The sequence below is a fragment of the Micromonospora sp. NPDC049282 genome (assembly GCF_043197045.1).
Taxonomy (GTDB): Bacteria; Actinomycetota; Actinomycetes; order Mycobacteriales; family Micromonosporaceae; genus Micromonospora.
Genome location: NZ_JBICSL010000023.1, coordinates 56,760 through 83,289, shown reverse-complemented (window position 1 = coordinate 83,289; position 26,530 = coordinate 56,760). Strand labels below are relative to the sequence as shown.

Sequence of the window (26,530 nt, the reverse complement as noted above, 5' to 3'; positions counted from 1 at the left end):
ATCGACTGGTCGCTATCAATGGCGAATCTGCCGCAAGGCCACCAACCGGACGCAACGTATAGATCAGATCAAGTTACTGCGGACCGCCCTCTCAGAGCGTCAAGGCCTCCCGCATCGAAGGCACGCGCCTCACCATCGAGATCGGCCACCGAAACCTTCCCGACAGCCGCGACAGCCGACATTCACACCAGTGCACTACATTTCCTACACCGGTGTAGAGCGAATGGCAAGAGGCTTCTTCATGCCCCATGACCTCCGTGGTGGACCCTGTACTCGACACCGCCCGGACTTCTCCAACGGCAAAGAGGTCACTCATGAAAGCCAACATAACGGGCAGCCGCTTCAAGGCAATTCATGCCAGTTGACCTGCAGTTTCATGCCGTTCGACGCAGTTGGCGCGCCCGTCCTTGGAGCGCCTGCGTGAATACGGTCCACACCAAGCCCGCTGAACTGCGGGAACGGCACTCCAGCAGGTCAGCAGCTTATCCATTGAGGACCGCTGACGCCGGTTCGGCGCCGTTGACGTCCGTTGGCGGCCCCACCTGCAATCCCCACCGGACCGGTCAGAACGGCCGCCGACCCCATCCGCCGCGCTCGCACTACCCGGACACCGGCAGTCAGGTCGCACGAACCCCACCCGGACCTGTCAAGGACCTGACGGCCATGCGGGCGTCGGCAGTCGGACGGGGCGGATGAGTGCCACGGCGTCCCCAGCCACGCCCGCGAACCCCGCCTGACAGCCCGCTGAGCTGCACTGTCAGGTCCGGTCAGGTCGCAACGTCCGGACGGCAGCGGCCAGGTCACCCATGAACTGTCGCCGGGCCTGCCGTTCACGGACACCGAATGCCGCGCGGCTCACACGGACAGGTCAATCAGATCGCAGCCGAAGCCCGACAACCCCCTGTCAACGCCGGCTGAAATTTGGCATCATCGGGCCTGATCTGGTCGCCCGCGACGGCCGGCTGGTGACCCGGCGGGCGGAGTCGAAACCCGGCGTTCCGCAGTCGTCCGGTGGAGACGACATACGAAGCCGCCGCCCCCGTCGCTTGCCGGATTTGTCGCTGGCAGGCCGATGAATCTGAGGTGCCGCGGCGGCCTGTGGTCTTTGACCTGCACAGACAGGGCAGGGCACGGCATCCGGCGGCATACGCCATCAACGCGGACAAACCCGGGCGATGGTTGGAAGGATCCACCAGGTCGAGCTGCGCGGCACGTTGCTGCACAGGAAACTCCAGTCCTCGTGGATCCGGCTGTACTCGCGCTCACTCATCCATGCGCACAACCGAGAAGATCGCCGAGAGCTCGCCGGCAACCCGCAAGGCTGCGCCCCGTTCCGGCAAGCGGAACACTCCGCTCGGTAAATGGACGAGTGATCGCCACGGTGTGCAGCATGGACGTCACCCTTGCCGCCCCTCGGGCAACGGTCGACGCGGCCGCGGAGCGCCTCCGCACGGCCGCACGTGACCGGATTCCCTGCCCACCGTTGCGCGACCTCATCGACCCCGACGACGTCACCACGGCGTACGCAGTGCAAGAGCGGCTGGGCGAGCTACGACTTGCCACCGGAGCCAAGGTGGTCGGACGCAAGATCGGCCTGACGTCCCCCGCCGTCCAGGCCCAGCTCGGCGTGGACCAGCCTGACTTCGGGGTGCTGTTCGACGACATGGCGTTCACCGCAGGCGCCGAGCTGCCCACCGAGCAGCTGCTACAACCCAGGGCAGAGGCGGAGATCGCCTTCGTCCTCGGTGCCGACCTGGCGGAAGGCCCGCTCGATCTGGCCCAGATACGGGCGTCTGTCTCCTACGCCGTCGCGGCATTGGAGATCGTTGACAGCCGGATCGCCGGATGGGACATCACCTTCGCCGACACCGTCGCCGACAACGCGTCCAGCGGGCTCTACGTGCTCGGCTCGCAGCGTCGCACGCTCGTTGAGGTAGAGCCGGTCGAGGTCGAGATGCGGATGCTCGTCGACGGCGAGGTCGTGTCCACCGGAAACGGCGCCGCCTGCCTCGGCGATCCCCTGGAGGCGCTGGCCTGGCTGGCTCGCACCGCCCGGGAGTTCGGGGATCCGCTGCGATCTGGTCAGGTGGTGCTCTCCGGCGCGCTCGGCCCGATGCATCCCGTCCACCCAGGTGCCCGGGTGACGGCCGAGATCAGCGGCCTCGGCAGCGTCACCACCACGTTCTCAGCACAGGAGGAGTGAGCATGAGCAAGACCAAGGTCGCGATCATCGGGTCGGGCAACATCGGCACCGACCTGATGATCAAGGTGATCCGGCTCTCCGACACCCTCGAGATGGGCGCGATGGTCGGCATCGACCCGGAATCCGACGGCCTGGCCCGCGCTCGTCGCCTCAAGGTGCCCACCACCCACGACGGCGTCGACGGGCTCATCGCGATGGACGGCTTCGAGGACATCGGGATCGTCTTCGACGCCACCAGCGCGAAGGCCCACAAGGCCAACGCGGGCCAGCTGGCGTCGTACGGGAAGCGTCTTGTCGACCTGACGCCTGCGGCCCTCGGCCCGTTCGTGGTGCCGGCGGTCAACCTCGGCGAGCACCTCGACGCACCGAACGTCAACATGGTCACCTGCGGCGGCCAGGCGACCATCCCGATCGTCGCCGCGGTCTCCCGGGTCACCCCGGTCGCGTACGCCGAGATCGTCGCCTCGATCGCCTCCAAGTCGGCCGGGCCGGGCACCCGGGCCAACATCGACGAGTTCACCGAGACCACGTCGCACGCGATCGTGACCGTCGGTGGGGCGGCGCACGGCAAGGCGATCATCATCCTCAATCCGGCGGAGCCGCCGCTGATCATGCGCGACACGGTCTTCTGCCTGATCGGCGCCGACGATCCGGCGGTGCACGAGCAGATCCGCTCCTCGATCGAGCAGATGGTCGCTGACGTGGCCGCTTACGTGCCGGGCTACCGGCTCAAGCAGCAGGTGCAGATCACGCCGATCCCCGAGGGCCAGCCGGTGCACACGCTGGCCGGAAAGGTGCCGCTGAGTCACCAGGTGTCGGTGTTCCTCGAAGTAGAGGGCGCGGCGCACTATCTGCCGGCGTACGCCGGCAACCTCGACATCATGACCTCGGCGGCGCTGCGCACTGCGGAGCGCCTGGCCGTTCGCGAGTTCTCGGAGGTGCCCGCATGACCGACGTCTTCCTGCAGGATGTCACCCTGCGTGACGGAATGCATGCCGTTCGCCACCGGATCACTCCCGCCGACGTCGGCCGGATCGTGGCCGCACTCGACGCGGCCGGCGTCGACGCCATCGAGGTCGCCCACGGGGACGGGCTGGCCGGCAGCTCCGTCAACTACGGCCCGGCCAGCAACACCGACTGGGAGTGGATCGAGGCGGCGGCCGCCAACCTCTCCCGGGCCCGGCTGACCACGCTGCTGCTGCCGGGCGTCGGCACGATCGCCGAGCTGAAGCAGGCCTACTCGCTGGGCGTGCGCTCGGTGCGGGTGGCGACCCACTGCACCGAGGCCGACGTCGCCGCCCAGCACATCGCCACCGCGCGCGAGCTCGGCATGGACGTGTCGGGCTTCCTCATGATGAGCCACCTGAACGACGCCGCCGGTCTCGCGCAGCAGGCGAAGCTGATGGAGTCCTACGGGGCTCACTGCGTCTACGTCACCGACTCGGGCGGCCGGCTGACGATGGATGGCGTGCGCGACCGGATCCGCGCCTACCGGGACGTGCTCGACCCGGCCACCGAGCTGGGCATCCACGCCCACGAGAACCTCTCGCTCTCCGTCGCCAACTCGGTCGTGGCCGTCGAGGAGGGGGTGTTTCGGGTCGACGCCTCGCTCGCCGGGCATGGCGCCGGAGCCGGCAACTGCCCGATCGAGGCGTTCGTCGCGGTCGCCAACCTGCAGGGCTGGAAGCACCGGGCCGACCTGTTCGCGCTGCAGGACGCCGCCGACGACCTGGTCCGGCCGTTGCAGGACCGGCCGGTGCGGGTCGACCGGGAGACGCTCACGCTGGGGTACGCGGGCGTCTACTCCAGCTTCCTACGGCACGCCGAGGCCGCCTCGGAGCGCTACGGCATCGACGTGCGCACGATCCTGCTCGAGGTCGGCCGGCGCCAACTGGTCGGCGGCCAGGAGGACATGATCGTCGACATCGCGCTCGACTTGCTCGCGGGGCAGGAACCGGCGGCACCGTAGGGCTGGTGTGTCGCCCGCACCGGCGCAGCGCGACCGCATCGCCAGCGCGATCGCGGCCTACCCTTCGCGATCGGGCGGCACGGTGAAGGCGGACCTGCCGCCATGTCATCCCGGTACGAGGACTCGCCGCTCGGGTAGGCCTCGCGGGAGGTGTTGGTCGGGCCGGTCGGATGATCGTGGGCAGCGGCGGCCCGTATCGCTCCGTGAGCGACCGGTCGGCGCCGTTGTCGCCACGATCGACTCCCTCGCCGAACCCGATCCGCGGGCGATAGCCGGCAGCAGCTTCTAGCGCTTCTGACCTGACCGGTCCGGCGTCGGGTCGGATGGTCGGCGGCGTGCTGCGGCTGCGCTCCGCACCGAGGGCTCGCGGTTCCGTTGAACAGAACGACCCGCTCGTGAAACGGTCGTCGGACCGCGATCGTGGTGCCATGAGTGCGCCAGGCAGCAGCAGGACGGGTCTAGCGGGGCAGCGCCGGCGCTGGACATGAGGGAAGAGCTGAGCACCTTCGCGCAGGCCGTGTGGCACCGCGCCCGGTGGATGCCAGATGCCGAGGTCCTTCGAGTGCCCGGGGTCGAGGTCTGGACCGCTGAGCAGCTGAGGCATCGGGCTGCCGCATGGGCCGCCGGCCTGTCCGGGAGCATCGGCCGAGGCGACGTCGTCGTCACCTGTGTCGATTCCGGCCCGGACGCGGTGGCGCTCACCGCAGCCGTGTCCACGCTTGGAGCCGTCGAGCTGCCACTGAGCAACGACCTACCGGAGGACTGGGCCCACCACCTGGTGGCCACCACCGCCGCCCGCGTCGTCGTCGCATCGGCCCACCGGGCGCAGGACGCACTCCCGGCACGGCTGGCCCGGCGCACCGGACACCCGCTGCAGCTCCTCGACGGGCCTCACCAGACCCTGCGTCCCGATCATCCAGAGGCGCACTCCGTCGCTCCCGCCGAGTTGCCACCCACGGCGCCCGCGCTGATCATGACCACCTCGGGCACCACCGGCCGGGCGAAGGCCGCGCTGCTGCCCGCCGGAGCCCCCGCCGGACAAGCACGCAGGGTGACCCGAGCCATGGACTACGGACCCGGCGACGTGCTGCTGAGCTACTTCCCGTGGCACCACATCAACGCCCGGCACGCCAGCCTGCTGCCCGCCCTCATCAGCGGCGCACGTGTGGTGATGGCACCGCGGTTCTCCGCCTCCGGCTTCCTCGACCTGGTGCGAGGTGAACAGGTGACCGCCTTCAACTTCATGGGAGCGGTCTGCATGATGCTCCTGGCGCAGCCGCCGACGAGCCGCGATCGGGACCATGTGCTCACCAAGGCGTACGGTGGGCCAGCACCCGCCCGGCTCGTTCACGACTTCCAGGAACGATTCGGTGTCACCCTTCGGCAGGCCTACGCCTGCACCGAGCTCGGCGACGTGGCCACGACTGCGATGGACGACCTGCGGCCGGGGGCGGCCGGCCGGATCGTGGCCGACCACGATGTCCGGATCGTCGACGGATCCGGCCGCGACGTCGCCGACGGCACGGTCGGTGAGATTCTGGTCCGGCCCCGCCGGCCGGAGTTCGCGTTCCTCGGGTACGTCGCTGACGCGGAGGCAACCCGCCGCGCCTGGGCCGGCCCCTGGTTCCGCACGCGGGACCGTGGTCGGCTCGTCGACGGCTGGTTGCACGTCGAGGGGCGCCTCGGAGACGTGATCCGGCGCCGCGGGGTCAACATCGACCCCCACCACGTCGAGGACGTGCTGCTCGCCCATCCGGCCGTCGCCGAAGCCGCAGCCGTCGCCGTGCCGTCCGAGCTCACCGAGGACGAGGTGCTGGCCGTGGTGGTGCCGCGCGACGGCAGCCGGATCACCGCAGAGGACCTCTGGTCGCACTGCCGCGCCGCATTGCCACGAGCTGTGGTCCCCCGCTATCTCTCGATCGAGGCCACCGTTCCGCACACAGCCACCCACAAGCTGGACCGCGCCGCCCTACGCCGGCGCGGCATCCCACCCAACGTGTGGGACGCCGAGTCATCCGTCCCCGCCACAACGGAGATCTCATGACCCCTGTTCCGCTCCTACGTGTCCTCGACCTCACCGACGGCCTCGCCGCGAACGCGGTCCGGCTGCTGGTCGGCCTGGGAGCCGACGTCATCCGGGTCCGGACGGACACCGCGGTGCCAGCCACACCGCCGGCTGCTGTGCACTGGTACGCCGGCACCCGGACGCTCACGGTGCCCGACGTCGACCTCGACCGCGTGGTGGCCAGCTTGCTGGTCGACGCCGACATCGTGCTCGAGTCCGGCCCGGTCGGCGACCTGCGCACGCTCGACCTGCGCAAGGCCAACCCGGAAGCGTGGGAGCACGTCGCCCATGTCGTGGTCACGCCGTTCGGTCTGAACGGATGCCGCCGCGACTGGCTCGCCGACGAAAGCGTCGCCGCAGCCGCCGGAGGCATGACCTGGCTTGGCGGCCGGCCGGGCGAGGCACCCACGCCGCCGCCGCGGGGACAAGCCACCCAACTCGCCGGCACCCACGCCGCCATCGCGGCGCTCCTCGCCGTCATCGCCCGCCGCCGCATCGGACGCGGCCAGCTGGCCGAGGTATCGGTACAGGAGGCTGTCGCCGCCACGCTCGAGACCGGTGCCATCGCCTGGATCCACGCTGGCACCGTCCCGGGCCGCACCGGCGGCGTCTACGGCCATGTCGCACACCGGGTTTTCCCCACCGCGGACGGCTACGTCGCCGGCGGCTACTCGGGGCCCGACCGGATGTGGAGCGACCTGTTGGCGTGGATGAACGAAACCGGCGAGGCCGCCGACCTCACCGACGATGTGTGGCAGGACCCTGTGCACCGCTGGCGCCACCGTCCACACGTCGACGAGGTGGTCACGGCATGGACGCTTCGGCGTACCACCGCGGAGATCGCCGTTGAGGCGCGCCGGCGGGCGCTGCCGTGGGCGGAGGTTGCCGCGCCGGCCGACCTGGTCGCCAACCCTCAACTGCGTGACCGGGACTTCTTCCTTCAGATCAGCACGCCTGAAGGGACTGTCATCGACGCCGGTTTCCCATACGAGTCTCCCGGCCAGCCGCGGCCGGTCCGGCTCGCTGCGCCCGAAGCCGTCGGGATCGGCGCGCGTTGGCACGTCGCCGCCCCACCGGCGGAGCTGCCACCGCAGATGCGGCTCGCCGGCGGCGGCGCACTCTCCGGACTGCGGGTGCTCGACCTGACCTGGGTACTCGCTGGTCCCTACGTCACGAGGATTCTCGGCGATCACGGCGCGGACATCGTCAAGGTCGAGTCGGCTCACCGGCAGGACCCGACCCGGTTCGCCCCCTCGATGCGACTGCGCCCCGGGGCCGGAGCTGATGAAAGCGGCTACTTCCTCAACTTCAACCGCAACAAGCGCAGCCTGGCACTCAACCTGCGCTCGGCGGAAGGACCGCAACTGTTGCGCCGCCTCGCCGGCACGGTTGACGTGGTGGTGGAGAACTTCTCCCCCGGCACGCTCGCCAAATGGGGTCTGGACTTCGAACATCTGCACCAGATCAACCCCGACGCGGTGCTGGTCTCGATGTCCGGGGTCGGTGCGACCGGGCCGTGGCGCTCGGCGGTCACCTTCGCCGACACCCTGGCCGGCTGGTCCGGGCTGACCCACGCCACCGGCGGTGCCGACGGCATTCCGCAGGGCCTGACCTTCGGGCTCGGCGACATGGTGGCCGCGAACGCCGCGGTCGCCGCCATTCTCGAGCGTGTGCTGCGCGGCGAGGGCGGCCATGTCGACCTCTCCCAACTCGAGGCCATGGCTGCCCACCTGGGCACCGCTGTGCTCGACGCCGCCGTCCCTGCCGTCGCCGACGACCGGCTCGGCCCCTTCGTGCTCCGTGCGCCCGGGGACGACCGATGGCTCTCCGTCGGCCGCGTCTCACCTGAGCAACTCGCGAGCATCGTCGGCGGAACCGACCCGGTGCGTCGGCTCGAAGAGTATGCCGCGGCCACCGACGCCGATCAGGCCGCCGCCCACCTGCAGGCGCACGGGATCCCGGCGTACCCGGTCCGAGACGGTCAAGACCTCGTCGAGCGCGATCCGCAACTCGCCGCCCGCAACTTCTACCCGACCCTCACCCACCCCCTCGCCGGAAAGGTGCGCGTCGAGGGTGTGCTGCACCATCTGACCGACACCCCACCCCATCTCGACCGCCCCGCTCCGTTGCTGGGCGAGCACACCGAGGAGCTGCTCGGCGAGCTGCTCGGACTGACCACCCAGGAGATCGCAGGTCTCCGCGAACGAGGAGTTCTGGTATGACGAGCGAGGACCTGAGGGCGCGCGAGGGCGCGGCGACCCAGGGATTCCGGATCGAGTGGAAGGGCGCCGTGGCGACGCTCGTGCTCGACAACGGTCCGGTGAACACCGTCGATCCACAGCTCATCGAGCGGCTCATCGAGGTGCTGCCCAGCCTGACGGAGGACGTCAGCATCCGGTGCCTCGTCATCCGTGGCAAGGAGCGTGTGTTCATCGGCGGCGCCGACATCCGGGTGATGCGGCAGCTCGACCCCGACATCTACACGACGATGCGTCGCTGGGTCGAGGTGCAGCGGCTGCTCGAGCTCGCACCCAAGCCGGTCATCGCCGCAATGAACGGACACGCCCTGGGCGGAGGCGCGGAGCTGTCGCTCGCCTGCGATCTGCGTATCCTGCACGCGCGGGCGACGTTCGGGTTCCCGGAGTCCCGCCTCGGCATCTTTCCCGGGGCGGGCGGCTCCCAGCGTCTCCCGCGGCTCATCGGCCCGCACCGCGCGAAGCGGCTGATGATGGACGGTACCCGGCTCAGCGCCGACGAGGCGCTGGCCGAGGGCCTCGTCGACATCGTGGCCGGCGAGGATTTCGACGCCGTCGTGGCCGCCGAGGCTGCGCGGCTGGCGGCGCTGCCCACGGCGACGCTGGGGCTGATCAAACGCGCCGTCACCGAGGGCATGGAGTTGCCGCTGTCGGACGCGCTCGCTGTCGAGGCGGCGTGCGTTCGTGCCAACCTCGATCTGGCCGATGCCGCCGAAGGTCTGCAGGCCTTCCTGGACAAGCGTGAGCCGCGGTTCAGCGGCCGGTGATCAGTTGATCAGGTTGGCCGAGGAGACCCGGCGGCTGACCTCGGTCAGCGCGGCGGCCACCTTGGGGACGTCCGCCCGGTAGGTCGGTGCCGCGATCGACAGCGCGCCCAGCAGCAGCCGGGTGCCGGTCAACAGCGGCACCGCCACCGAGCACCAGCCGGCGGCGATCTCCTCCTGCTCCACACCCCAACCGTTGGCGCGGATCCGCCGGATCTGTTCGAGCAGCAGCCCTGGTGCGACGGTGGTGTGTGGGGTGAGGCGCTTCAGCTCGCGGCTGACCACCTCCTCGAGCACCGACGGCGGCGAGAACGCGAGCAGCACCTTGCCGGTCGAGGTGGCGTGCAGCGGCATTCGCCCGGCGATGCGGGAGGGCTTGGCCGACTGTGCTGCTGCCAGCTTCTCGAGGTAGAGGACCTCGAGTCCGTCCAGCACGGCCAGGTGCACCGCCTCCTTGGTGGCGAAGTGCAGCCGCTCCATGAACGGGCGGGCGGCGTCGCGGAGCACGCGGAAGCGCGGCACCCGGGAGCCGAGCTCGAAGGCCCGCATGCCGAGGCGGTACTCGAAGCCGGAGCGCTCGAGCATCCCCCAGTCGACCAGCTCCTGTGCCAACCGGTGCACGGAGGCCTTGGAGATGCCGGTACGTCGGGACAGCTCGGAGAGCGACAGCTCGGCGTCATCGTGCTGGAACGACTCCAGAATCAGCCGAGCCTTGCCCAGGACGCTGTTGGCGCCCTGCCCCAGCCCTTCACCGTAGGCGCGAGTTTGAGCGACGTTTGTCATCTTTCCTCACCACAACGTCCCTCATGTTCTACCTTCATCACCACTCCTCACCGCAGTGGTTCCTCCTCCAAGCCCACAACAGTACGCACGAGTACCTCCACCAGGCGTTTCGCCTCCTTCAGATCGACGGCGTTCATGCCCAGGGTGAAGTCGACCGCCCGGCCGTTCGGACCCTGCGCGATCTTCGGCATGCCGACCCGGGCGGTCGGAATCCCCCGCATCCGGATCATGTTCGCGTCGGTGGCGCCACTGTTCGCCAGGACCAGCTCATGCGGCTGACCCGCAACCGACTCCCATGCCGCGACAGCCGACCGGACGATCCGGGCTGCCGGGTCGGTCCGGGTGCCCGGCACGGACGCGACCTGGCGCACCACGAGCGGCGCGCCGAACTCGGCCTCGAGCGGGGCCAGCGCCGCCCGCACCTCACGTACGACGGCGGGCGCGGTCTGCTCGGGCGTCATGCGGACGTCGAGCCGCACCCGGACCAGGGCCGTGGTCGACGCAGCCAGCCGCTCGAAGCCGCCATGGACCGACGACACGACGCCCTGCGGGCGCATCGTGCCGGCCTCGTGCCGCACGGCGTACTCCTCGCACCAGGCCTCGAGCACCTCGATCACCCGGGCCGCCGCGCTCGCCGCGTTGCGGTAGGGCATCCGGTGCCGGCTGCCGACGTAACTGTGCTCGCCGGGCACCTCGACATCCACCCAGGTGAGGCCGACTTCCTCGTGCGAGACGGTCCAGCCCGGTTTGGCGATGATCGCGTGATCGGTGGCAAACCCGCGTTCGAGGAGGAAGCTCGCACCGACTCCGTGTCCGGTGTTCATGCGACCCGGGACACCCACGCCATCAATGGCGAAGCTGGGCATCCCGCCGGCGCCGAAGGCCGCCACGACATTGACCGGGAGATCGATCCCGGCCCGCGCCATCGCCTCCACGGCGACGAGCACGCAGGCGGCATGCCCCTTCGGGTTACTGGCACCCAGACCGATGATGAGATCGTCGTACACGGTGGCGCGCGGCAGCATGTCCTCGCGCATGCGCGGACCGGCGAACGGGATGTCGAGGCTCGCATCGCCGGTGGTGTAGGTGTCCAGCGGCGCGTAGAGCAGCACGGATTCGCCGTCGTCCGGCCCGCGCAGTACCCCGATCGCGTTGGCCTGGGCATCGTCGATCACCTGGAGGGTGCTGTCCACCCCCGCGGCGGCGAGGTGGTCGACCAGCCACTCGGCGGCCTGGCGCTCCGCCCCGGTCGGGCTCGATCGATCGACCAGGCCGCAGACCGCCTCTAGCAGGTGGTCGCGCTCCACCTGCGCGAGCACCGCAGCGACCGCATCCTCGTGGGTCCGAACGGTCTCGGTCACGCCGGCACACCCGCCTCACGAGCAGCCAGGCTGGACCGGAAGTGCACCGACACCTCCGGCAGGTCGCCGATGACCGCGCTGAAGGAGTCGCCCTCGTTGATCTCCACCATCGGTCCGAGCGCACCGGCGAGGACCACCTGCCCGGCGCGCAGTGGCGTGCCACGTCGGTGCGCCTCGCCGGCGAGCCACGTCAAGCCGCGGATCGGGTCGCCGTGGAAATTGTCGCTCCCGGAGCCCGTCGACACGACGGTGCCGTTGCGGCGCACCTCCATGCGAAGGTCGCGCAGGTCGCGGTCCCCCAGCGGTCGCCCCTCGGCGGCCAGCACGAACAGGCCGGCAGAGGCGTTGTCGGCGATGGTGTCGACCGCGCTGATGTCCCAGCCCTCGATCCGGCTGTCGACCACCTCGAGTGCGGCCAGCACCTCGGCGACCGCACCACGCGCCCGGTCGGCGTCGACGTCCGGCAGATCAAGGTCCTCACCGAGCCGGAACACGACCTCGGCCTCGATCAGCGGCTGCAGCAGCCGCCGGACCGGGACCACGCCGCCGTCCGGGATCTGCATGGTGTTCATCAACGTGCCGATCGTCGGCTGGTGAACGCCGAGTTGATGCTGGACCGTGCGCGCCATCAGCCCGAGCTTGTGGCCCACCACGTAGCCTCCGCTAATCTCCTGCAGGGCCACCACGTGGCGTTGGACGGCGTAGGCGTTCTCGATGTTGCCCTCGCCGATCAGGTCACGCACCGGTGCGCAGGTGCGGTGCATGGTGCCGGCGTAGCGCAGTCGCTCTGCGGCCAGCGCCAGTGGCGGGCTCAGGTCGTCACTCATCAGGGTCTCTCGTCTCAGTTCGTGGGTGGCACCAGTACGGCCCGACCGCGGAGCTGTCCCGCTCCGAGCAGTTCGAGCGCGCGGCCCGCCTCGGCGAAGTCGAACTCCTCCGTCTCGAGGACGAGCTCGCCGGAGACCAGCAAGGGTGCCCACTCCTCCGCCAGTGCACGGGCCTCGGCGTTACGCCGGATCATGTTCACCGGCAGCAGCGGCACGTCGAGCAGTAGCCAGTTGGGAAGGTCGAGCGTAGCGGCCTCGCCGGCGACGTACCCGATGGAGACGGCGCGGCCTCCGGCACGGACCCAGCCCATCCGCTCGTTGAGCTGTTGGCCACCCAGGGTGTCGACGAGGAGGGTCGCCGGGCGTTCCTTGCCGAGGACCGAGAGCGCGTCCCCCGAGGCGATCAACGGCTCGACACCGCTGGGGAGGCGCTCCGCCTGCTGCTGGTCGAGCACAAGGCCGAGCACGCGGGCACCTTCGCGGAGGGCCAACTGGGCGACCATTGACCCGACCGCGCCGGCCGCGCCGGCCACGAGGACCACTTCGTCGGCTGCCGAGGTGACGTCCGGGATACCCCAGGTTCCTATCCGGCCGACTGTGCGCAGGGCGGTGACGGCGGTCGTCAGCGGCACGAAGTAGGTAGCACCGAGCGACGGCGGCATCCCCTCGGGCAGCGGGGACAGGCTGGCCGTCGGCACTGTCACGTACTGTGCCCAGGTCCCGTCGCGGAGCAGCCCCAGGCCGGCGCCCCGCAGCATCACCTGGGTACCTTCGGCCAGCTCATCGGATGCGACCACCCGGCCGCACCCCTCGACACCACCGACGTACGGCAGGGCGGGCTTCATCCTGAACTCGCCTCCGGCGACGGTGCGGTCGAGGTGGCCGACTGCGGCCGCCTCGACCCGCACCAGGGTTTCGCCATCGGTCGGCTGCGGCATCGGCACGTCCTCCACCACCGGGGCGATTCCCCAGTCGTGTACGCGGACCGCCTGCATGGTCGTCGTCATCAGCTCACCCGGTGACGGTCGATGAATTCGAGGCTGAGCTGGTTGTACTTCTCGGCCTGCTCGTGCTGGGGCCAGTGGCCGCACTCGTCGAAGATCGTCAGCTCGGAGCCCTTGATGTTGCGGTGCACGGCGTCGGCCTCCGGAACCTCACCGAAGGGGTTGTCACGGCCCCAGACGATCAGTGTCGGGACGTCAATCCTGGCCAGGTCCTCCGGGCGCAGGATGTTGCGCAGTCGGGTCTCCATGTCCTGCAGACACAGCAGGTTCCCGATGTTGGCGACGAAGCTCGGCTGGTGGTAGATCGCGTGCCGGACGGCGACGAGTTCCTCGGTGGCATCGGCGTCGTCGGCCATCAGCAGGCGCATCCGGGCCCGGGTCAGCTCCACATCGTCGGTGGTGACCGCCTTGCGGGTGCTGTCGCGGATCCGCTCCATCACCTGGGGGTTGGCGACGGTGCCGCCGGCGCAGAGTAGCTGCAGCGACGCGACCCGGTCGGGGGCGTCGATCGCGGTGCGAGCACCCACCCACCCGCCGAGCGACTCGCCGACGATATGCGCCTTCCCGATGCCCTGGGCGTCGAAGTACGCCAGCAGGTGGTCGCGGTAGCGCGGGATCTCGTAGGGGTAGTCCGGCTTGCCGGTGTAGCCGTGGCCGAGCATGTCGATGGCATGGACACGGTAGTGCTCGGCGTGCGCCGCAACATTGCGCATGAACGCCTCAAGGTGGCCAGAGGTCCCATGCAGGAAGATCACCGGCTCGCCGGCTCCAGCCCGCAGCGAGCGCGTGGGCACACCGCCCGCGTCGACGGTGGTGAGCTCGAAGTCGACACCGGCGAGCTCGGTCCAGATGGTGTCTGCAAGGGCGGTGGTCATGGGTTCTCCCGGAAGTCGTGGATCGGTCAATGGTTGATGCGGTGCACCTGGGTGTTGCTGCGGCGCGCCGCCCGGGCGACGCCGTAGCCGATGCCCGCGAGGACTGCCAGGATGAGCAGCGTGCGCAGTGCGGTCATGTCTTCTCCTTGTTGCGTCTTCGGCGCGTCTGTCAGGGGTGATCCACTGAGCGCAGGAAGCCCTCGACGACGGCGTGGTAGGCGCCGGGCCGCTCCTCCTGCAGGTGGTGCGAGACGTGGTCCATCACGTGCAGGTTGCCGCGCGGCACCATCCTCGACAGCATCAGCGGGTAGTCCGGGGTGAGGAATGCGTCCTCGCGGCCCCAGATGAACAGCGTCGGCGCCTGGATGCGGCCAAGCTGCTCCGTGAGGTCTTGCCAGTCACCGCGCGGCGAGTCCGACATCGCCGCCAGCTCGCGCTCGCCGGGGTCGAGGCTCTGTTCGTAGCGAATGTCGAGCGTCTGCTCCGGCAGCCGGTCGGCGTCGTACCACTCCAGCCGGGTGATCAGCTGGCGCAGCTTCTCCCGGGTGGGCCCCTCGCCGCCGTAGTAGACGTCGCGGGCGGCGCGCCCACGGTGGCCGCGCTCGGGCAGCGGGGCCAGCGGCCCGTAGAACACCGGCATCGAGCCGGTGACCACCAGCGAGCGCACCCGGTCCGGGTAGTACGCCGCCAGCGCGAGCGCGATCGTCCCGCCCCAGGAGTTGCAGATGAAGTCCGCCCGTTCGATCTTCAGGGCGTCCATGAAGGCCACTGTCTTGGCGGCATGGAAGTCCCACATCGGACCGGTGATGCGGCACTTGTCGGACCTGCCGTACTGAAGGATGTCCTGCAGCACGCACCGGCGGCTCTTCGCGAAGTACGGCACAACCGGGCCGAAGTCGCTCCAGCCGGTGCAGCCGGGGCCACCTCCGTGCAGGAAGATGGTGTCCGGGCCGCTGCCGAGGTCGTGGAAGTGGAAGGTGACCCCGTCGGCCTCGACGAAGTGACTCTCTGGCACCGGCCCGGCAGCGGGCGAGGTGAGGGGCTGGGCGGCAAGTGTCATGCTCTTCCTCCTGCAACGTTCGGCTCGATGACGGCGGTGCCCATGCCGGTGAGCCATTCGGGCATCGGCGAGTAGCAGAGGGCGGCGCCGGGAGCAAAGCCGAGGGCGGCGGCCATCACCAGCCAGGTGCGCAGCTCCTGACCGCCGTTACCGGCGATCTGCTCGAGCTCTGCGGTCGACAGGCGCAGGTACTCCTCGAGTCGGCCGGCCTCGAGGTCGGCGAGGAAGCGCTGGTCGAAGTCCTCGAACAGGCACGGCTGCGCGGCTACGATGATCTCCCGGCGGCGCTTGTCGAAACGCTCCCACTCCCCCCGGCCGTTGAGCCAGGCGTCGACCATGAACTCCTCGTCGTCGCCCTGCGGGTCGGCCCAGTTGCTGGGCCACGGCAGCTGGTGGGAGAGGCCACCGGAGGCGATCACCACCACCGTGCGGCCATCGGCGTGTGCCTCGATCGCCTCGGCCAGCCGCCGACCCAGTTGGGCGCAGCGTTCGAGCGTCGGCAGAGGCCGGGCGAAAACGTTGACTACCAGCGGCACGATCGGAATGTCGATGCCATCCAGAAGGTATTGGATGGCGTGCGACTGGCCGTGGTCGATCTGTAGCCGCGCCGAGATCGCGACCTCCGAGCCGGCCTCGATCAGGTATGTCGCCAGGTTGTTAGCCAACGTCGGATCGGTCTTCTGCGGGCCTTTGGGCGTGCCGGACTCGCCGGAGGCGATGACCTCGCCGACACCCAGGGTGAACGACGGGATCAGGTCGAGCCAGAACCCGCGGAAGTGGTTGGATCCCACGATGACCGCGACGTCCGGCTGGAGCTCCTTCAGTCGCCGGTTCACGTCGCCGAGGGAGTCGCGGAAGGCCACGGCCCGCTCGGTGTGCACGACCTTGTCCCAGTGCGTGTTCATCAGCGTGGAATGGGACGCTCCCACTCCGAGCGCGATCGCCGACACTCGTCGTTCCTCTCGTCTCAGTCGTCCTGGCCCGTCGGGGTGAGTCCGGACTCCGCGAGCCGTTCGATCCGCTCCTCGGTGACGTCCTCGGCGAGCTTGCGCCACTTCAGCAGCGACTCGTCCGGGCGGTAGAGCTTCTCCGGCGGCGCGTCGGTAACCTCGACCATCCACTTGTCCTGTGCGGAGAACTGGCCGTGGAACAACCAACGCACGGCGCCGAGGTACTTTGCGTAGAAGGGCAACGTCCGGAGTCCCTTGCGGAACTCGACAAGCGCTCCGACGTACAGGTGGTTGTTCTCGTCCACCGGCACGTACCACTCGTAGTGGATGAAGTTCGGGTAGACGATGCGCAGGATGCCGGGCATGGTCACCGATGCGAAGCCGGGGAAGTCCTGGGCGGCGATGACCGGGTTGACCTCGCGGTGCGAGGTGGTGTTGCCGACGTTCTGCTTGCCCGTGTCCTGAGATGGACGAGGCTGGTACCAGGCGAGGTTCGGCCACTTGCCGATTCCGGGATAGTCGCCCTCCCAGAACTGCTCCTCCTGAACGCGGTAGAGCCAGCGGCCACGCTGCACGATCTTGGTCGTGTTCCAGGCCGGCATCGGCTTGAACATCCGCCACAGTGAGCTGCGGTGCAGGTACTTGGCGTGGCCCTCGTCGAAGCCGTTCTCGCACGCAAACCGCCAGTTGCCCTCACGCGGCTGGATCCGGTGGCCGACGATGCCGGCATTGCTCACCAGCTCCTCGGGAAGCTGCTCGTCGATCGAGGGCGGCACCTCGCCGTCGCCGACGTAGACCCACACCATGCCGAGGCGCTCCTCGACGTCGTAGGTCGGCTGGCGGACCTTGCCGCAGATCGGCGATTGCGGGCCGTCAGTGAGCGCGGCGACGAGGTCGCCGGTCTTCAGGTCGAACGTCCAGCCGTGATAGACGCAGGAGACCGTGCCCGGGAATGCCTTCTCCCCGCAGCTCAGCGGGACGCCGCGGTGCGGGCAACGGTCCTTCATCCCGTAGACGGTGCCCTTGTCGCGGATCAGGAAGAGCTTCTCGCCCAACAGCGTCACCTGGCGAGGCTTGTCCCCGACCTGTGAGGAGAAGCAGACCGGATACCAGTAGCCACGGAACCCTGCCCTGGCGGCCTGGTAGTGCGGCCAGCTCGACCAGTCCTGCCGGCCGGGCAGCTTGCCTGCGCGGTGCTTGCGGACGGGCTTCTTCCGCGGCTCCTCGGCCGCTGCGGGCTCGGTGGCGCTGGTCTCCGCCTCCGGCTTCGCAGGCTGGGTCATGGCATGCTCCCGGGTTGCTCAGGTTGGGGTGTGCCCGGAGCAGACCACCGGCGTGTGGCGGCTCACAACAGGAGCGGTTCATCCACCGGAACGCCTGCAGGTCGCGGCGCTTATCGAGCTCAAGCGCGGGACAGGTCTCGCCCCCGCGAGCCTGACAAGGGCCATTCCGGTCAGCGATCCACGCCACAAGACCGAGCCGCGAACTGTTCCTACAGTCCGGGTCTCCCGCACTCGAACGCAGGAGGCCGGCGTGACCAGCGCACAGACATTGACGATGGACGTCCTTGTCCTCGGGGCCGGGCCGACGGGACTGTACGGCGCCTACTACGCCGGCTTCCGCGGCCTGTCGACCGTCGTGGTCGATGTCCTACCCCAGGTCGGCGGCCAGGTGATGGCCCTCTACCCCGAGAAGCAGATCCGCGACGTCGCCGGGCTGCCGAGCATCCGAGGGCGCGACTTCGTGGCGGCGCTCAAGGAGCAGGCCGACGCCTTCGAGCCGACGTACCTCCTGGGCCGCCAGGCCGTGGCGCTCACCCACGAGGACGGGCAGCCGGTCGTCACCCTCGACGACGACACGGTGATCCGCGCCGGCGCCGTGGTGATCACCGCGGGGATCGGGACGCCCCGCGCGCGGCCGCTCGAGGTCGGCACAGAGTGGCTCAGCACTGGCCTCTCCTACTTCGTCGTCGACCCCCAAGCGCACCGGGAGCAGGACGTGGTCGTCGTCGGCGGCGGCGACTCCGCGCTGGACTGGGCCGACGCCCTGGCCCCGATCGCGAACTCGGTCACGCTGGTGCATCGACGAACCGCTTTCCGCGGGCACGCGGCCACCCTCGCCCGGGTCGAGGCCTCGCCGATCACGACGGTCCTCACGCAGTGCCAGGTCACCGCACTCGACGGTGACCTGGCCAGCGGCCGCCTCGAGAAGGTCACCGTGCGGCACACCTCCGGCACGGAGCGGGTGCTCGCCGCCGACCACGTGATCGCCGCGCTGGGCTTCATCTCCGACATCGGTCCGCTGCGCGACTGGGGCCTGGCGCTACGCGGCCGCTCGATCGAGGTCGACCGGGCGATGCGCACCAACCTGCCCCGCGTCTACGCGGCCGGCGACATCGCCGACTTCGACGGCAAGGTCAAGTTGATGTCGGTCGGATTCGGCGAGGTCGCACTCGCCGTCAACCACGTCGCCGTTGACCTCGACCCCGACCTCACTCTCTTTCCCGGTCACTCGACCGACGAGCCCTGACAGCGAACCCTCGCGGAGGAACCACCATGACCTACGTCATCGGAGCCGACTGCATCGATGTCCTCGACCGATCCTGCATCGAGGTCTGCCCGGTCGACTGCATCTACGTCGGCGACCGCAAGAGCTACATCAACCCGAACGAGTGCATCGACTGCGGCGCCTGTGAGGTCGAGTGCCCGGTTTCGGCGATCGTCGTGGACCGGAAGGCCAAGAAGGATCCGGGCCTGGCGGTCTACCTGGCCGACTCGAGGGACTTCTTCGAGAAGCCGCTGCCGAGTCGGGATACTCCGCTCGGCAACCCCGGTGGCGCCTCCCGCCTCGGCGACATCGGCGTCGACACACCCCTGGTCTCCGGCCAGCCCGTGTCATCGTGACCGCGGCCGGCGGAGGACCGGTCCTGATCACCGGCGGCACCAGCGGCATCGGCATGGGCGTCGCCGAGGCGCTGACCCGGCAGGACCGGCCGGTGGTCATGTTCGGGCGCGACGCCGGGCGAGCCGCCGCAGCGGCCCAGCGCCTGCGCGCCTCGGTGCCGGGTGCAGATGTCGTCGACCTCCCGGGCGACACGACCAATCCGGGCGACCTCGCCGTCGCCGTCGAGGCGGCGCTGGACCGGTGGGGTCGACTGGACGGGCTCGTCACGGCCGCCGGCCGGCTGGCGCGCGGCTCGCTGCTCGGGTTGTCGCCTGAGGAGTTCACCGATGCCTGGCAGACGAACGTGCACGGCACGTGGCTCGCCATACGCGCCTGCGCGCCGCGGATGACGGAGCAGCGACACGGCCGGATCGTCACGATCGGCTCGGTGCTGGGCAGCACGGGTGCACCTGCCCGTGCCGGGTACGCCGCGACCAAGGGTGCCGTCGCAGCCCTGACGCGCTCGATCGCCCTGGAGCTCGCCCACACCGGCGTGACCGTCAACTGCGTCGCACCCGGACCGGTGCGCACCCCGATGAACACGACGGGCCCGGACACCTGCTCGCAGTTCGACGACGCCATCCCCGTGGGCCGCTGGGGCACGCCCGCCGACGTGGCGCACTCCGTCGTCGGCCTGCTCGACGCCGATGCCGGCTGGACGACCGGGAGCATCGTCCAGGTTGACGGCGGCTATACCGCGCGATGACCCACGGAGAACCGATGATCTCAACCCTGCCGCTCGCCGACACCACTCTCCGCTACTCGGTGACCACACCGGCCGCGATCGACCGTGCCGTGCCGATCCTGCTGCTGCACCCGTGGTTCGGCTGTCGCGCGTTCTGGGACCCGGTCGCCGACGATCTGGGGGCGCGCTGCTATGCCGTCGACTGGTACTCGCTCAGCCACGGGGCCTGGACCGACTGGGCCTCACCGGAGGGGCTCGCTCGCGCGGCGATCGCACTCGTCGACCACCTCGATCTCGACTCCGTTGACGTCGTCGGCAACAGCGTCGGCGGCATCGTCGCGCAGCTGCTCGCAGCCCGGAGCCCCGAGCGGGTACGTCGGCTGGTGCTGGTGGGCACCGGCGCCAGTCTGGGCGGACCGCCGACCGCCTTCGGAGAGCTGGTCTCTGCCTGGATCGCCGGCACGCAGGACCGCCGGGTTCTGGCGGCGCGGCTGGTCGATGCGCTGGTCGCCACGCCGCCGGACGAGCCGCAGCGCAACGCCTATGTCCGCGCGGTCCTCGATGCGGACCCCGGCTTCGTCAGCGCCGTGCTGACGGCCGCGCGCGGTCTGGATCTGCGCCCCGAACTCCAGCGGATCACCGCGCCCACCCTCGTGATCCGCGGTGAGCACGACAGCGCCCGGACCCCAGAGCACGTTGCCACCCTGATCGCCGGGCTCCCCGACGCCAGCGCAGTCGAGATGTCCGGATGCGGGCACTCGCCGATGATCGAGCAGCCGGCCACGTTCGCCACGCTGGTGCGCCGCCACCTGGCGGCCTGACCTCGTCGATATGCGCGGGCTCACGGAGCCCGCCCGCTGAGTTCAGCTGATTGGTACTCCACTTCATCTTTCGGCTGGCTTGATGACCCGGTCGCCCAGGCGCGACCTGGCGCTACCGATACGTGGGTGCCGCAGCCTCGAGGTCGTTGATACTGCCGGACATGATCGTGCGAAGGTGCTCGGTGATGTGCTGAGCTGTCGCACGTCAGAGACGGCAGGGGCTGTGATGTGGTGCGACATCACAGCCCCTGCCGTCGGTGGGTCCAGCACGCCGTCAGGGGCGCTGCTGAGACCACCAGTCGGTGATGATCTGCTGCTTCAGGTCCGGCATCGACTTCATGGCGCCATCGTCGACGAAGAACTGGGCGGTGTCGGTGGCCCGCTTGACCGTGGACTCGTCGAGATCACGCGTTTCGAACACGAGGTCCTTCATGATCTGTGCCGTCTGGTCGGTGGGGATCTTCACCGCCTTCTGCACGATCTTCTGCGCCTCCTCCGGGTGCTCCCGAATGAACTTGTTCGCGTCATCGAACGCGGCGGCGACCTTGGCAGCCTCGTCCTCGTGGCCCTTCAGCCACTTCTCGTCAGTGATCAACCACTGTGAGTAGCTGACGCCGAAGTCGCCGATCGACCCTACGATCTTGCCGCCGGATTCCTGGGCGGAGCGCGTTGCCCAAGGCTCGTAGATGACCGTGGCGTCGACGTCGCCGCGCTTGAGCATCACCGGGATGTCGGGCGGCGTAGCGGTGGACAACGTCACCTTGTCGGCGTCGATGCCCTTGCTCTCGAGATAGCGCACGGTGGCGAGCTTCATCAGGCCCGGCAGGATCGCGAGCTTCTTGATGTCGGACGGGTCCTTCACCTTCGGGCCCCAGACCACCTTGATGTACGTCTCGGAGTGCTGGAAGTCGAGCAGCGCCCGCAGCGCCGGATCGGTGCCCATCATCGTCGTGGTCGTCGCGTCGGACTGCGTTGCCATGTCCGCCTGGCCGGCGATCACGGCCTGAGCCATGGCGGGCCCGCCCTCGAAGGTCGAGTACTCCACGTTGACGCCGCGGTCTTTGAAGTACCCCTTCTCGGCCGCGACGTAGACCGCGGTGTATGAGGCGTCGACACCGGTGGCGAGACGGACCACGTCGCCGTCGCCGCCACCACCGTTCGAGTCGTTGCCACAGGCCGCCAGCAGCATCGACGATGCCGTAAACAGAGCCGCCACAAGGATCCTTGTGGGTCGCTTCATGGATGTTCCTCCTGTATGGCTCGAGGGTCGTGACAGCTATCCGGGAGACCGGGGCATCTGTTGGGGAGGTCAAACCCGGGCAGGTGGCCCGGTGAAATTCAGACCTTGACGTCGTATCGGGCAAGGACCGTGCGTCCGAGCACCCGGATCGCGCGGTCGCACAAGTAGCCGAGGATTCCCAACGCGATGATCCCTACGAAGATCCAGTCGATCCGGCCGAAGTTCCGGGAGTTCCAGATCAGGGATCCCAGGCCGGTCTGCGCTGCGACGATCTCAGCCGAGACGATGGTCAGGAAGCTGTTGCCGAGGGCCAGACGTGCGCCCGTGACGAGATGCGGAACGGTGGCCGGCAGGACCACCGCGGTGAAGACCTGCCGCCGACTGGCCCCAAGGCTGGTGGCGGCGAGCAGCTTTGACTCGTTGATGGACAGCACACCTGCGATCGTGTTGATCGTGATGATGAATACCGAGGTGTAGAAGATCAAAATGACCTTCGAGGTCTCGCCGATCCCGAACCAGGCGATAGCCAGGGTGACGAAGGCGATCGGCGGGATGAACCGGAAGAACTCGATGTAGGGATCAAGCAGGTTGCGGATGAGGCTCACCCGGGCCATCAAGATGCCCAGCGGGGCCCCAAGGAGGATGCCGGCTCCCCAGCCGATCATGATGCGCTGCAGCGACACCAGGCACGACTCCAGCAGGGTTCCATCGCGTGCGAGCTCGACCGCAGCCCTCCACGTTGTCGCAGGCGAGCTCACCAGCGAGGGGCCCATGTACCAGGCGAAGAACTGCCAGACCACGAGGCCGAGCACGATCGAGATGAGGAAGGAACCCCCACGGCGCAGCCCTGCACCACCGGCCGTGGACGGGCTGCGTCCCGAGCGCCTCTTCGGGGCGCGTTCGGGCGCCGCGATGCCCGTCTCGGGGGCTGCCAGGCTCATCGCTGTCCTCCCTTCAGCTGGCCACCGAGGGACTTGGCAACCTCTTCGGTGATGTCGGCGCGGATCTGGTGTCGCAGCTCCACGAACTGAGGGCTGTCCTCGTCACGAGGGCGCGGCAGCCCGACCTCATAGCTGGACTTGATCCGCGCCGCCGGACCCGCAGTCATGATCGCGATGCGATCGGCGAGAATCAGCGCCTCGTCGATGTCGTGGGTGACGAAGACGATCGTGCAGCGCCGCTCACGCCAGATCCGGTCCAGCTCGTGCTGCATGACCGTGCGCGTCTGGGCGTCGAGCGCACCGAACGGTTCGTCCATCAGCACGATCTGGGGCGAGTTGGCCAGGACACGCGCGATCTGGACGCGTTGTCGCATCCCACCGGACAGCTGTGGGGGCCGTTTGTCCGCGGCGTGCTCGAGACCGACGAGCCGCAGATGCTCCTCGACGAGCGCCGCCCGCTCCCGTTTTCCAATGCCGGCCATCCTCGGCCCGAAGCCCACGTTGTCGGCCACCGTGAGCCAGTCGAAGAGCGCGTCGGAGCTCTGGAAGACGAAGCCGAGCTCCTTGCCCGCGCCTGTGACCGGTTTACCCACCCGGGTGATCTCGCCGGAGGCGGCCGAGTTGAAGCCGGCCATCACCGAGAGTAACGTCGATTTGCCGCATCCCGAGGGCCCGAGTAGGCATACGAACTCACCCTCGCGGATGTCGAGGTTCACGTCCTGAACGGCGACGAAGTCACCGAACGCGACGTTGACGGCGTCCAACGACAGCGCGGCGGCCCCACCGGTGTTGGACCCAGGAGCGGCATCTGCGATGTTTGGGTGCACGGTCACGACGGGCTCCTGGTTAGCGATCGCGGTCATGGCTGCTCCAAGGTCCGGCAGGTTTCGCGAAACTGGGTGTTCACGGCTCCGTGTGATGCTGGTCATGCTCGAGCCGTGAGCAGACACGAACCGGTGGCCTGCCACAATGCCGACGGTTCGTCTAGTGGAACGCGAGAGATTTTCCCGCTTCGCTAATTGTGCACCAATTCGTGCCGCGAAGGCCGCGCCAGCCCGATCTTGAAAGGTGGCGCAGGCCGGATTGTGGCGATCTCGGTCGTCCGGTGGAAGCTGAAGCTTCGCCGGCTGCTGGTTGACGATGTGTCGCCAGATCTCGCGGGCCTGGGCAAACGGTTGGACCGGGTATCGATCTCCAGCAGGCGGGGGTGCTCGTACTTCAGTGGTCCCGACTGCGACGCGTCCTTGTCGGTGACGAGCTCGAAGCGCCGCTCCCGCCCGCTGTTCCGGTCGCGGACCTGCGCCGAGAAAGCCCGGCAACCGGCCCTTCATCGGCGCGCCTCTAGCCCACCGGTCGTTTCATTCAGCGGTCCAGCACGAGCCCTTCCAGCCGCCGTACGAGCCTACGGTCACGCCGAACTGAACCGTCGGTCGGAAGGAACGTGAGGCACATGGGAAGGAAGATGCAGGTCGGCGTCCGCGTGCCTCCCTGCCAGCCGGTGAGGGAGATCGGTGACTTTGCCTGCGAGGTCGAGCAGGCCGGCTTCGATGCCCTGTACGTCCCCGACTCGCAGACGCTGTGGCGGGACGCGTACCTGACGCTCTACGCGTCGGCAGTGCGCACCTCCCGGATCCGGCTCGTCACCGCCGTCTCCAATGTGATCACCCGCCACCCCACCGTGATCGCCGGACTGGCACGGAGCATCGACGAGGCCGCACCCGGCCGATTCGTCCTCGGCCTCGGCGTCGGCCACAGCTCGGTCGAGCCCATCGGCGTGGCACCCAGCACCGGGGCGCAGCTGCGCGACGGCGTCGACCAGATCCGCAGGCTCGTCCGCGGAGAGCAGCTCACCTACGGCGAGGGACGGGCACGCATCCGTGACCCGCGGCCTGACGGCATCCCCGTCCACATCGCTGCCACCGGGCCTCGCAATCTGCGCCTCGCCGGCGCCATCGGTGATGGCGCGATCCTGCTCTCCGGAGTCGCCGCCGACCCGCTCCGCCACGCGGTCGGGCTCATCCGCCAAGGGGCGATCGAGGCCGGACGAGACCCTGACGACCTGCAGATCACGGTTGCGGCACACACGATGGTCACCGACGACATCGAACGCGATGCCCGGATCCTCAAGCCGGTGGTCGCGACCATCGCCCAGAAGGGCGGCCGAGGCGCGCTGGAGCTTCTCGGGATCAAGGTCGACGTGCCCGCGCACGTACCCGAGGTCACCCCCGACCTGATCCACGCCGAGGACTGGGACCTGGCCGTCGAGGTGTCCTCGCGGTGGATCAGCGACGCCGACGCGGCAGCATTCGCCCGCGGCTTCTGCCTGTTCGGCTCCGCCGCGGACATTGTCGAGCGCCTGCACGTCATCGCAGACCTAGGCATCACGTCGGTCTTCATGCAGCACGTCGGCTCCTGGGACCTCCCGGAACGGCTGGTCCACTCGGTGGGCCGGGAAGTGCTGCCACTTCTCGGCGATGCGGCGCATGAATGAGGACGTCCCCCACGACACCGGTGCGCTGCGATCGGTCGCCGGCCTGGCAGGCGCCATCGTCTCGGCGGCGATACCACCGTTCCTGGTCGGGGCCCTCGCGCCACGGATTGCCCTGAGCATTCCGCTCGACACGGGGGACGTGGGCATTGCCATGGCGGGCTTCTACCTCGTCTCGGGCGTGCTGTCGCCGGCCGGTGGGCGCGTGGTGCACCGGATGGGCCCGACCGCCGCACTGAGGTGGGCGTGTGGCTTGAGCACGCTCGGCCTCGCCGCCATCTCGGCAGCATCGAACCCCGTGCAGATGATCGTGCTCCTCACGCTCCTGGGCGTTCCCAACGCGGTCGTCCAGCCGTCGTGCAATGAGGTGTTGTCCCGCCTGCGGAGTTCCCAGGTCCGTGCAGTGTCGTTCGGAGCCGTGCAGTCGTCGATTCCGGTCGCGACGCTGATCGCGGGTGTGCTGCTCGCAGTCGCCAGCTACGGAATTGGATGGCGCTGGACCGTGCTCGGTGTAGCAGTGCTCACGGTCGCGGCACAGCTGCCCATCCCGAATCTTGCGCCCAACACCGGCGCGGTGTCCGCGGTTCAGCCCGCGCCTCGACGTCGCTCGACCAGCGCAGCGCGAGGCCCCGCGCGGGGCCTTCTCGGGCTGCTCGTGGCCACCGGGTTCCTGGCCTCGTGTGCGGTCACTTCCCTGCCTTCGTTCGCCGCGACGACCGGACATCACTTCGGGCTGGCGCCGTGGGTGATCGCTGCCGCGCAGATGCTGGGGAGTGTGGGCTCGGCGGTCATGCGGGTCGTCGCGCCGGCACTCACGAGCCGAGCGTCCGCACGGCGTCAGCTGGTGGCAGTGGCTCTGCTGCAGGGCACCGGAACGCTCGGCTTTGTCGCCCTGGCCAGTGGCTCGAGCGCTGGCTTCGTCGCCGGCACCATCGCGGCGTTCACCTTCGGGTGGGGATTCAACGGGTTGTTCAACCTGATCGTGACCGACGCCCACCCCGGCCGGATCGCGACCGCCACCGGACTCACCCAGGGTGGAGTCTTCATCGGGGGCATGGCCGGTCCCCTGGTCTTCGCCGCGATCGCCGGATCCGACCGCTTCGGGGCGGCGTGGCTGGCCATGGCGTTGTTCATGTGCGGGGCCCTCTCGGCGACGCTGCTGGCCGCCCGCAGAGCCCGGTCGGTCACCACTGCGCACACCGTCGTGCCCGCCGGACCGGTCACCGTACCCGAGGGCAACCGGTGGTGACGCCATGTCGCCACCTCATCCGCGCGGGCCGAGGCCGTTGAGTTCCC

At 69.3% G+C, this 26,530-nt stretch carries 23 protein-coding genes; 12 read left to right on the top strand and 11 right to left on the bottom strand.

Annotation, left to right across the window (positions count from 1 at the left end; genetic code table 11):
- The first annotated feature begins 1,390 nt into the window (after positions 1–1,390).
- The 6 genes from ACGFI2_RS27595 (at position 1,391) to ACGFI2_RS27570 (ending at position 9,259) form a co-directional block, all read left to right on the top strand.
- Positions 1,391–2,203 (top strand): 2-keto-4-pentenoate hydratase, encoded by an 813-nt coding sequence (locus tag ACGFI2_RS27595; RefSeq protein WP_393522201.1) that lies wholly within the window; start codon positions 1,391–1,393, stop codon positions 2,201–2,203.
- 2 nt (positions 2,204–2,205) lie between these two features.
- Positions 2,206–3,153, top strand: a complete 948-nt coding sequence (locus tag ACGFI2_RS27590; protein WP_393522198.1) for an acetaldehyde dehydrogenase (acetylating) — start codon at positions 2,206–2,208, stop codon at positions 3,151–3,153.
- Entirely contained in the window at positions 3,150–4,172 is a 1,023-nt protein-coding gene (dmpG, locus tag ACGFI2_RS27585) for a 4-hydroxy-2-oxovalerate aldolase (RefSeq protein WP_393522196.1), read from the top strand. The genes ACGFI2_RS27590 and dmpG overlap by 4 nt, the downstream gene beginning before the upstream one ends.
- 484 nt (positions 4,173–4,656) lie before the next feature.
- On the top strand, positions 4,657–6,216 hold the full coding sequence (locus tag ACGFI2_RS27580) for an AMP-binding protein (RefSeq protein ID WP_393522193.1): 1,560 nt from the start codon (positions 4,657–4,659) through the stop codon (positions 6,214–6,216).
- The gene (locus ACGFI2_RS27575; protein WP_393522212.1) at positions 6,213–8,459 is read left to right on the top strand and encodes a CoA transferase; all 2,247 of its coding nucleotides are present in this window, start codon (positions 6,213–6,215) and stop codon (positions 8,457–8,459) included. Before ACGFI2_RS27580 ends, ACGFI2_RS27575 begins: the two co-directional genes overlap by 4 nt.
- The gene (locus ACGFI2_RS27570; RefSeq protein WP_393522191.1) at positions 8,456–9,259 is read left to right on the top strand and encodes an enoyl-CoA hydratase/isomerase family protein; all 804 of its coding nucleotides are present in this window, start codon (positions 8,456–8,458) and stop codon (positions 9,257–9,259) included. Before ACGFI2_RS27575 ends, ACGFI2_RS27570 begins: the two co-directional genes overlap by 4 nt.
- Here the strand turns inward: ACGFI2_RS27570 and ACGFI2_RS27565 are convergent, their stop codons facing one another.
- The 8 genes from ACGFI2_RS27565 to ACGFI2_RS27530 form a co-directional block, all read right to left on the bottom strand.
- Complete coding sequence (locus tag ACGFI2_RS27565) at positions 9,260–10,039, bottom strand: IclR family transcriptional regulator (protein WP_393522189.1); 780 nt, start codon at positions 10,037–10,039, stop codon at positions 9,260–9,262.
- 47 nt (positions 10,040–10,086) lie between these two features.
- Positions 10,087–11,400 carry a M20 family metallopeptidase gene (locus ACGFI2_RS27560; RefSeq protein ID WP_393522186.1) on the bottom strand — a complete coding sequence of 438 codons (1,314 nt, stop codon included), beginning with the start codon at positions 11,398–11,400 and terminating at the stop codon, positions 10,087–10,089.
- Positions 11,397–12,227, bottom strand: coding sequence for a 2-keto-4-pentenoate hydratase (locus tag ACGFI2_RS27555; RefSeq protein ID WP_393522183.1), 831 nt, complete (start codon positions 12,225–12,227; stop codon positions 11,397–11,399). The genes ACGFI2_RS27560 and ACGFI2_RS27555 overlap by 4 nt, the downstream gene beginning before the upstream one ends.
- Positions 12,228–12,241: 14 nt before the next feature.
- Positions 12,242–13,234, bottom strand: coding sequence for a zinc-binding alcohol dehydrogenase family protein (locus ACGFI2_RS27550; RefSeq protein WP_393522181.1), 993 nt, complete (start codon positions 13,232–13,234; stop codon positions 12,242–12,244).
- Entirely contained in the window at positions 13,234–14,106 is an 873-nt protein-coding gene (locus ACGFI2_RS27545; RefSeq protein WP_393522178.1) for an alpha/beta fold hydrolase, read from the bottom strand. The genes ACGFI2_RS27550 and ACGFI2_RS27545 overlap by 1 nt, the downstream gene beginning before the upstream one ends.
- 169 nt (positions 14,107–14,275) lie before the next feature.
- Positions 14,276–15,166 carry an alpha/beta fold hydrolase gene (locus ACGFI2_RS27540; protein WP_393522175.1) on the bottom strand — a complete coding sequence of 297 codons (891 nt, stop codon included), beginning with the start codon at positions 15,164–15,166 and terminating at the stop codon, positions 14,276–14,278.
- Positions 15,163–16,116, bottom strand: coding sequence for a hypothetical protein (locus tag ACGFI2_RS27535; protein ID WP_393522173.1), 954 nt, complete (start codon positions 16,114–16,116; stop codon positions 15,163–15,165). The genes ACGFI2_RS27540 and ACGFI2_RS27535 overlap by 4 nt, the downstream gene beginning before the upstream one ends.
- Positions 16,117–16,133: 17 nt before the next feature.
- The gene (locus tag ACGFI2_RS27530) at positions 16,134–17,399 is read right to left on the bottom strand and encodes a Rieske 2Fe-2S domain-containing protein (RefSeq protein ID WP_393522170.1); all 1,266 of its coding nucleotides are present in this window, start codon (positions 17,397–17,399) and stop codon (positions 16,134–16,136) included.
- 274 nt (positions 17,400–17,673) lie between these two features.
- Here ACGFI2_RS27530 and ACGFI2_RS27525 point away from each other — a divergent pair, with 274 nt between their 5' ends.
- From ACGFI2_RS27525 to ACGFI2_RS27510, 4 genes are read left to right on the top strand one after another with little or no spacing between them, the layout of a single operon-like run.
- Positions 17,674–18,645 carry an NAD(P)/FAD-dependent oxidoreductase gene (locus tag ACGFI2_RS27525; RefSeq protein ID WP_393522210.1) on the top strand — a complete coding sequence of 324 codons (972 nt, stop codon included), beginning with the start codon at positions 17,674–17,676 and terminating at the stop codon, positions 18,643–18,645.
- A 26-nt stretch (positions 18,646–18,671) separates the two neighbouring features.
- Positions 18,672–19,019: an indolepyruvate ferredoxin oxidoreductase subunit alpha gene (locus ACGFI2_RS27520; protein ID WP_393522167.1), complete on the top strand. Its 348-nt coding sequence runs from the start codon at positions 18,672–18,674 to the stop codon at positions 19,017–19,019.
- Positions 19,016–19,765, top strand: a complete 750-nt coding sequence (locus ACGFI2_RS27515) for an SDR family NAD(P)-dependent oxidoreductase (RefSeq protein ID WP_393522165.1) — start codon at positions 19,016–19,018, stop codon at positions 19,763–19,765. The genes ACGFI2_RS27520 and ACGFI2_RS27515 overlap by 4 nt, the downstream gene beginning before the upstream one ends.
- Before the next feature lie 14 nt (positions 19,766–19,779).
- A complete protein-coding gene (locus ACGFI2_RS27510; protein WP_393522162.1) occupies positions 19,780–20,565 on the top strand; it encodes an alpha/beta fold hydrolase in 786 nt (261 codons plus the stop codon).
- 274 nt (positions 20,566–20,839) lie between these two features.
- On the opposite strand, the gene ACGFI2_RS27505 is transcribed toward ACGFI2_RS27510, so the two are convergent.
- From ACGFI2_RS27505 to ACGFI2_RS27495, 3 genes are all read right to left on the bottom strand, one after another.
- The gene (locus ACGFI2_RS27505; RefSeq protein ID WP_393522159.1) at positions 20,840–21,754 is read right to left on the bottom strand and encodes an ABC transporter substrate-binding protein; all 915 of its coding nucleotides are present in this window, start codon (positions 21,752–21,754) and stop codon (positions 20,840–20,842) included.
- A gap of 149 nt (positions 21,755–21,903) precedes the next feature.
- Positions 21,904–22,746: an ABC transporter permease gene (locus ACGFI2_RS27500; protein WP_393522156.1), complete on the bottom strand. Its 843-nt coding sequence runs from the start codon at positions 22,744–22,746 to the stop codon at positions 21,904–21,906.
- Complete coding sequence (locus tag ACGFI2_RS27495; RefSeq protein ID WP_393522153.1) at positions 22,743–23,609, bottom strand: ABC transporter ATP-binding protein; 867 nt, start codon at positions 23,607–23,609, stop codon at positions 22,743–22,745. The genes ACGFI2_RS27500 and ACGFI2_RS27495 overlap by 4 nt, the downstream gene beginning before the upstream one ends.
- Positions 23,610–24,196: 587 nt before the next feature.
- Between ACGFI2_RS27495 and ACGFI2_RS27490 the strand changes: the two genes are divergently transcribed.
- Together ACGFI2_RS27490 and ACGFI2_RS27485 are read left to right on the top strand one after the other, a co-directional pair.
- Entirely contained in the window at positions 24,197–25,237 is a 1,041-nt protein-coding gene (locus tag ACGFI2_RS27490) for an LLM class flavin-dependent oxidoreductase (protein WP_393522150.1), read from the top strand.
- Entirely contained in the window at positions 25,230–26,483 is a 1,254-nt protein-coding gene (locus ACGFI2_RS27485) for an MFS transporter (RefSeq protein WP_393522147.1), read from the top strand. Before ACGFI2_RS27490 ends, ACGFI2_RS27485 begins: the two co-directional genes overlap by 8 nt.
- Positions 26,484–26,530: the final 47 nt, after the last annotated feature.

Bases quoted from the DNA above. Each gene is read 5' to 3' on its own strand.
- ACGFI2_RS27530 (WP_393522170.1), bottom strand. From the start codon at position 17,399: ATGACCCAGCCTGCGAAGCCGGAGGCGGAGACCAGCGCCACCGAGCCC.
- ACGFI2_RS27520 (WP_393522167.1), top strand. From the start codon at position 18,672: ATGACCTACGTCATCGGAGCCGACTGCATCGATGTCCTCGACCGATCC.
- ACGFI2_RS27550 (WP_393522181.1), bottom strand. From the start codon at position 13,234: ATGACGACGACCATGCAGGCGGTCCGCGTACACGACTGGGGAATCGCC.
- ACGFI2_RS27505 (WP_393522159.1), bottom strand. From the start codon at position 21,754: ATGCTGCTGGCGGCCTGTGGCAACGACTCGAACGGTGGTGGCGGCGAC.
- ACGFI2_RS27545 (WP_393522178.1), bottom strand. From the start codon at position 14,106: ATGACCACCGCCCTTGCAGACACCATCTGGACCGAGCTCGCCGGTGTC.
- ACGFI2_RS27580 (WP_393522193.1), top strand. From the start codon at position 4,657: ATGAGGGAAGAGCTGAGCACCTTCGCGCAGGCCGTGTGGCACCGCGCC.
- ACGFI2_RS27510 (WP_393522162.1), top strand. From the start codon at position 19,780: ATGATCTCAACCCTGCCGCTCGCCGACACCACTCTCCGCTACTCGGTG.
- ACGFI2_RS27575 (WP_393522212.1), top strand. From the start codon at position 6,213: ATGACCCCTGTTCCGCTCCTACGTGTCCTCGACCTCACCGACGGCCTC.
- ACGFI2_RS27500 (WP_393522156.1), bottom strand. From the start codon at position 22,746: ATGAGCCTGGCAGCCCCCGAGACGGGCATCGCGGCGCCCGAACGCGCC.
- ACGFI2_RS27555 (WP_393522183.1), bottom strand. From the start codon at position 12,227: ATGAGTGACGACCTGAGCCCGCCACTGGCGCTGGCCGCAGAGCGACTG.
- ACGFI2_RS27570 (WP_393522191.1), top strand. From the start codon at position 8,456: ATGACGAGCGAGGACCTGAGGGCGCGCGAGGGCGCGGCGACCCAGGGA.
- ACGFI2_RS27595 (WP_393522201.1), top strand. From the start codon at position 1,391: ATGGACGTCACCCTTGCCGCCCCTCGGGCAACGGTCGACGCGGCCGCG.
- ACGFI2_RS27540 (WP_393522175.1), bottom strand. From the start codon at position 15,166: ATGACACTTGCCGCCCAGCCCCTCACCTCGCCCGCTGCCGGGCCGGTG.
- ACGFI2_RS27525 (WP_393522210.1), top strand. From the start codon at position 17,674: ATGGACGTCCTTGTCCTCGGGGCCGGGCCGACGGGACTGTACGGCGCC.
- ACGFI2_RS27495 (WP_393522153.1), bottom strand. From the start codon at position 23,609: ATGACCGCGATCGCTAACCAGGAGCCCGTCGTGACCGTGCACCCAAAC.
- ACGFI2_RS27490 (WP_393522150.1), top strand. From the start codon at position 24,197: ATGGGAAGGAAGATGCAGGTCGGCGTCCGCGTGCCTCCCTGCCAGCCG.
- ACGFI2_RS27485 (WP_393522147.1), top strand. From the start codon at position 25,230: ATGAATGAGGACGTCCCCCACGACACCGGTGCGCTGCGATCGGTCGCC.
- dmpG (WP_393522196.1), top strand. From the start codon at position 3,150: ATGACCGACGTCTTCCTGCAGGATGTCACCCTGCGTGACGGAATGCAT.
- ACGFI2_RS27565 (WP_393522189.1), bottom strand. From the start codon at position 10,039: ATGACAAACGTCGCTCAAACTCGCGCCTACGGTGAAGGGCTGGGGCAG.
- ACGFI2_RS27590 (WP_393522198.1), top strand. From the start codon at position 2,206: ATGAGCAAGACCAAGGTCGCGATCATCGGGTCGGGCAACATCGGCACC.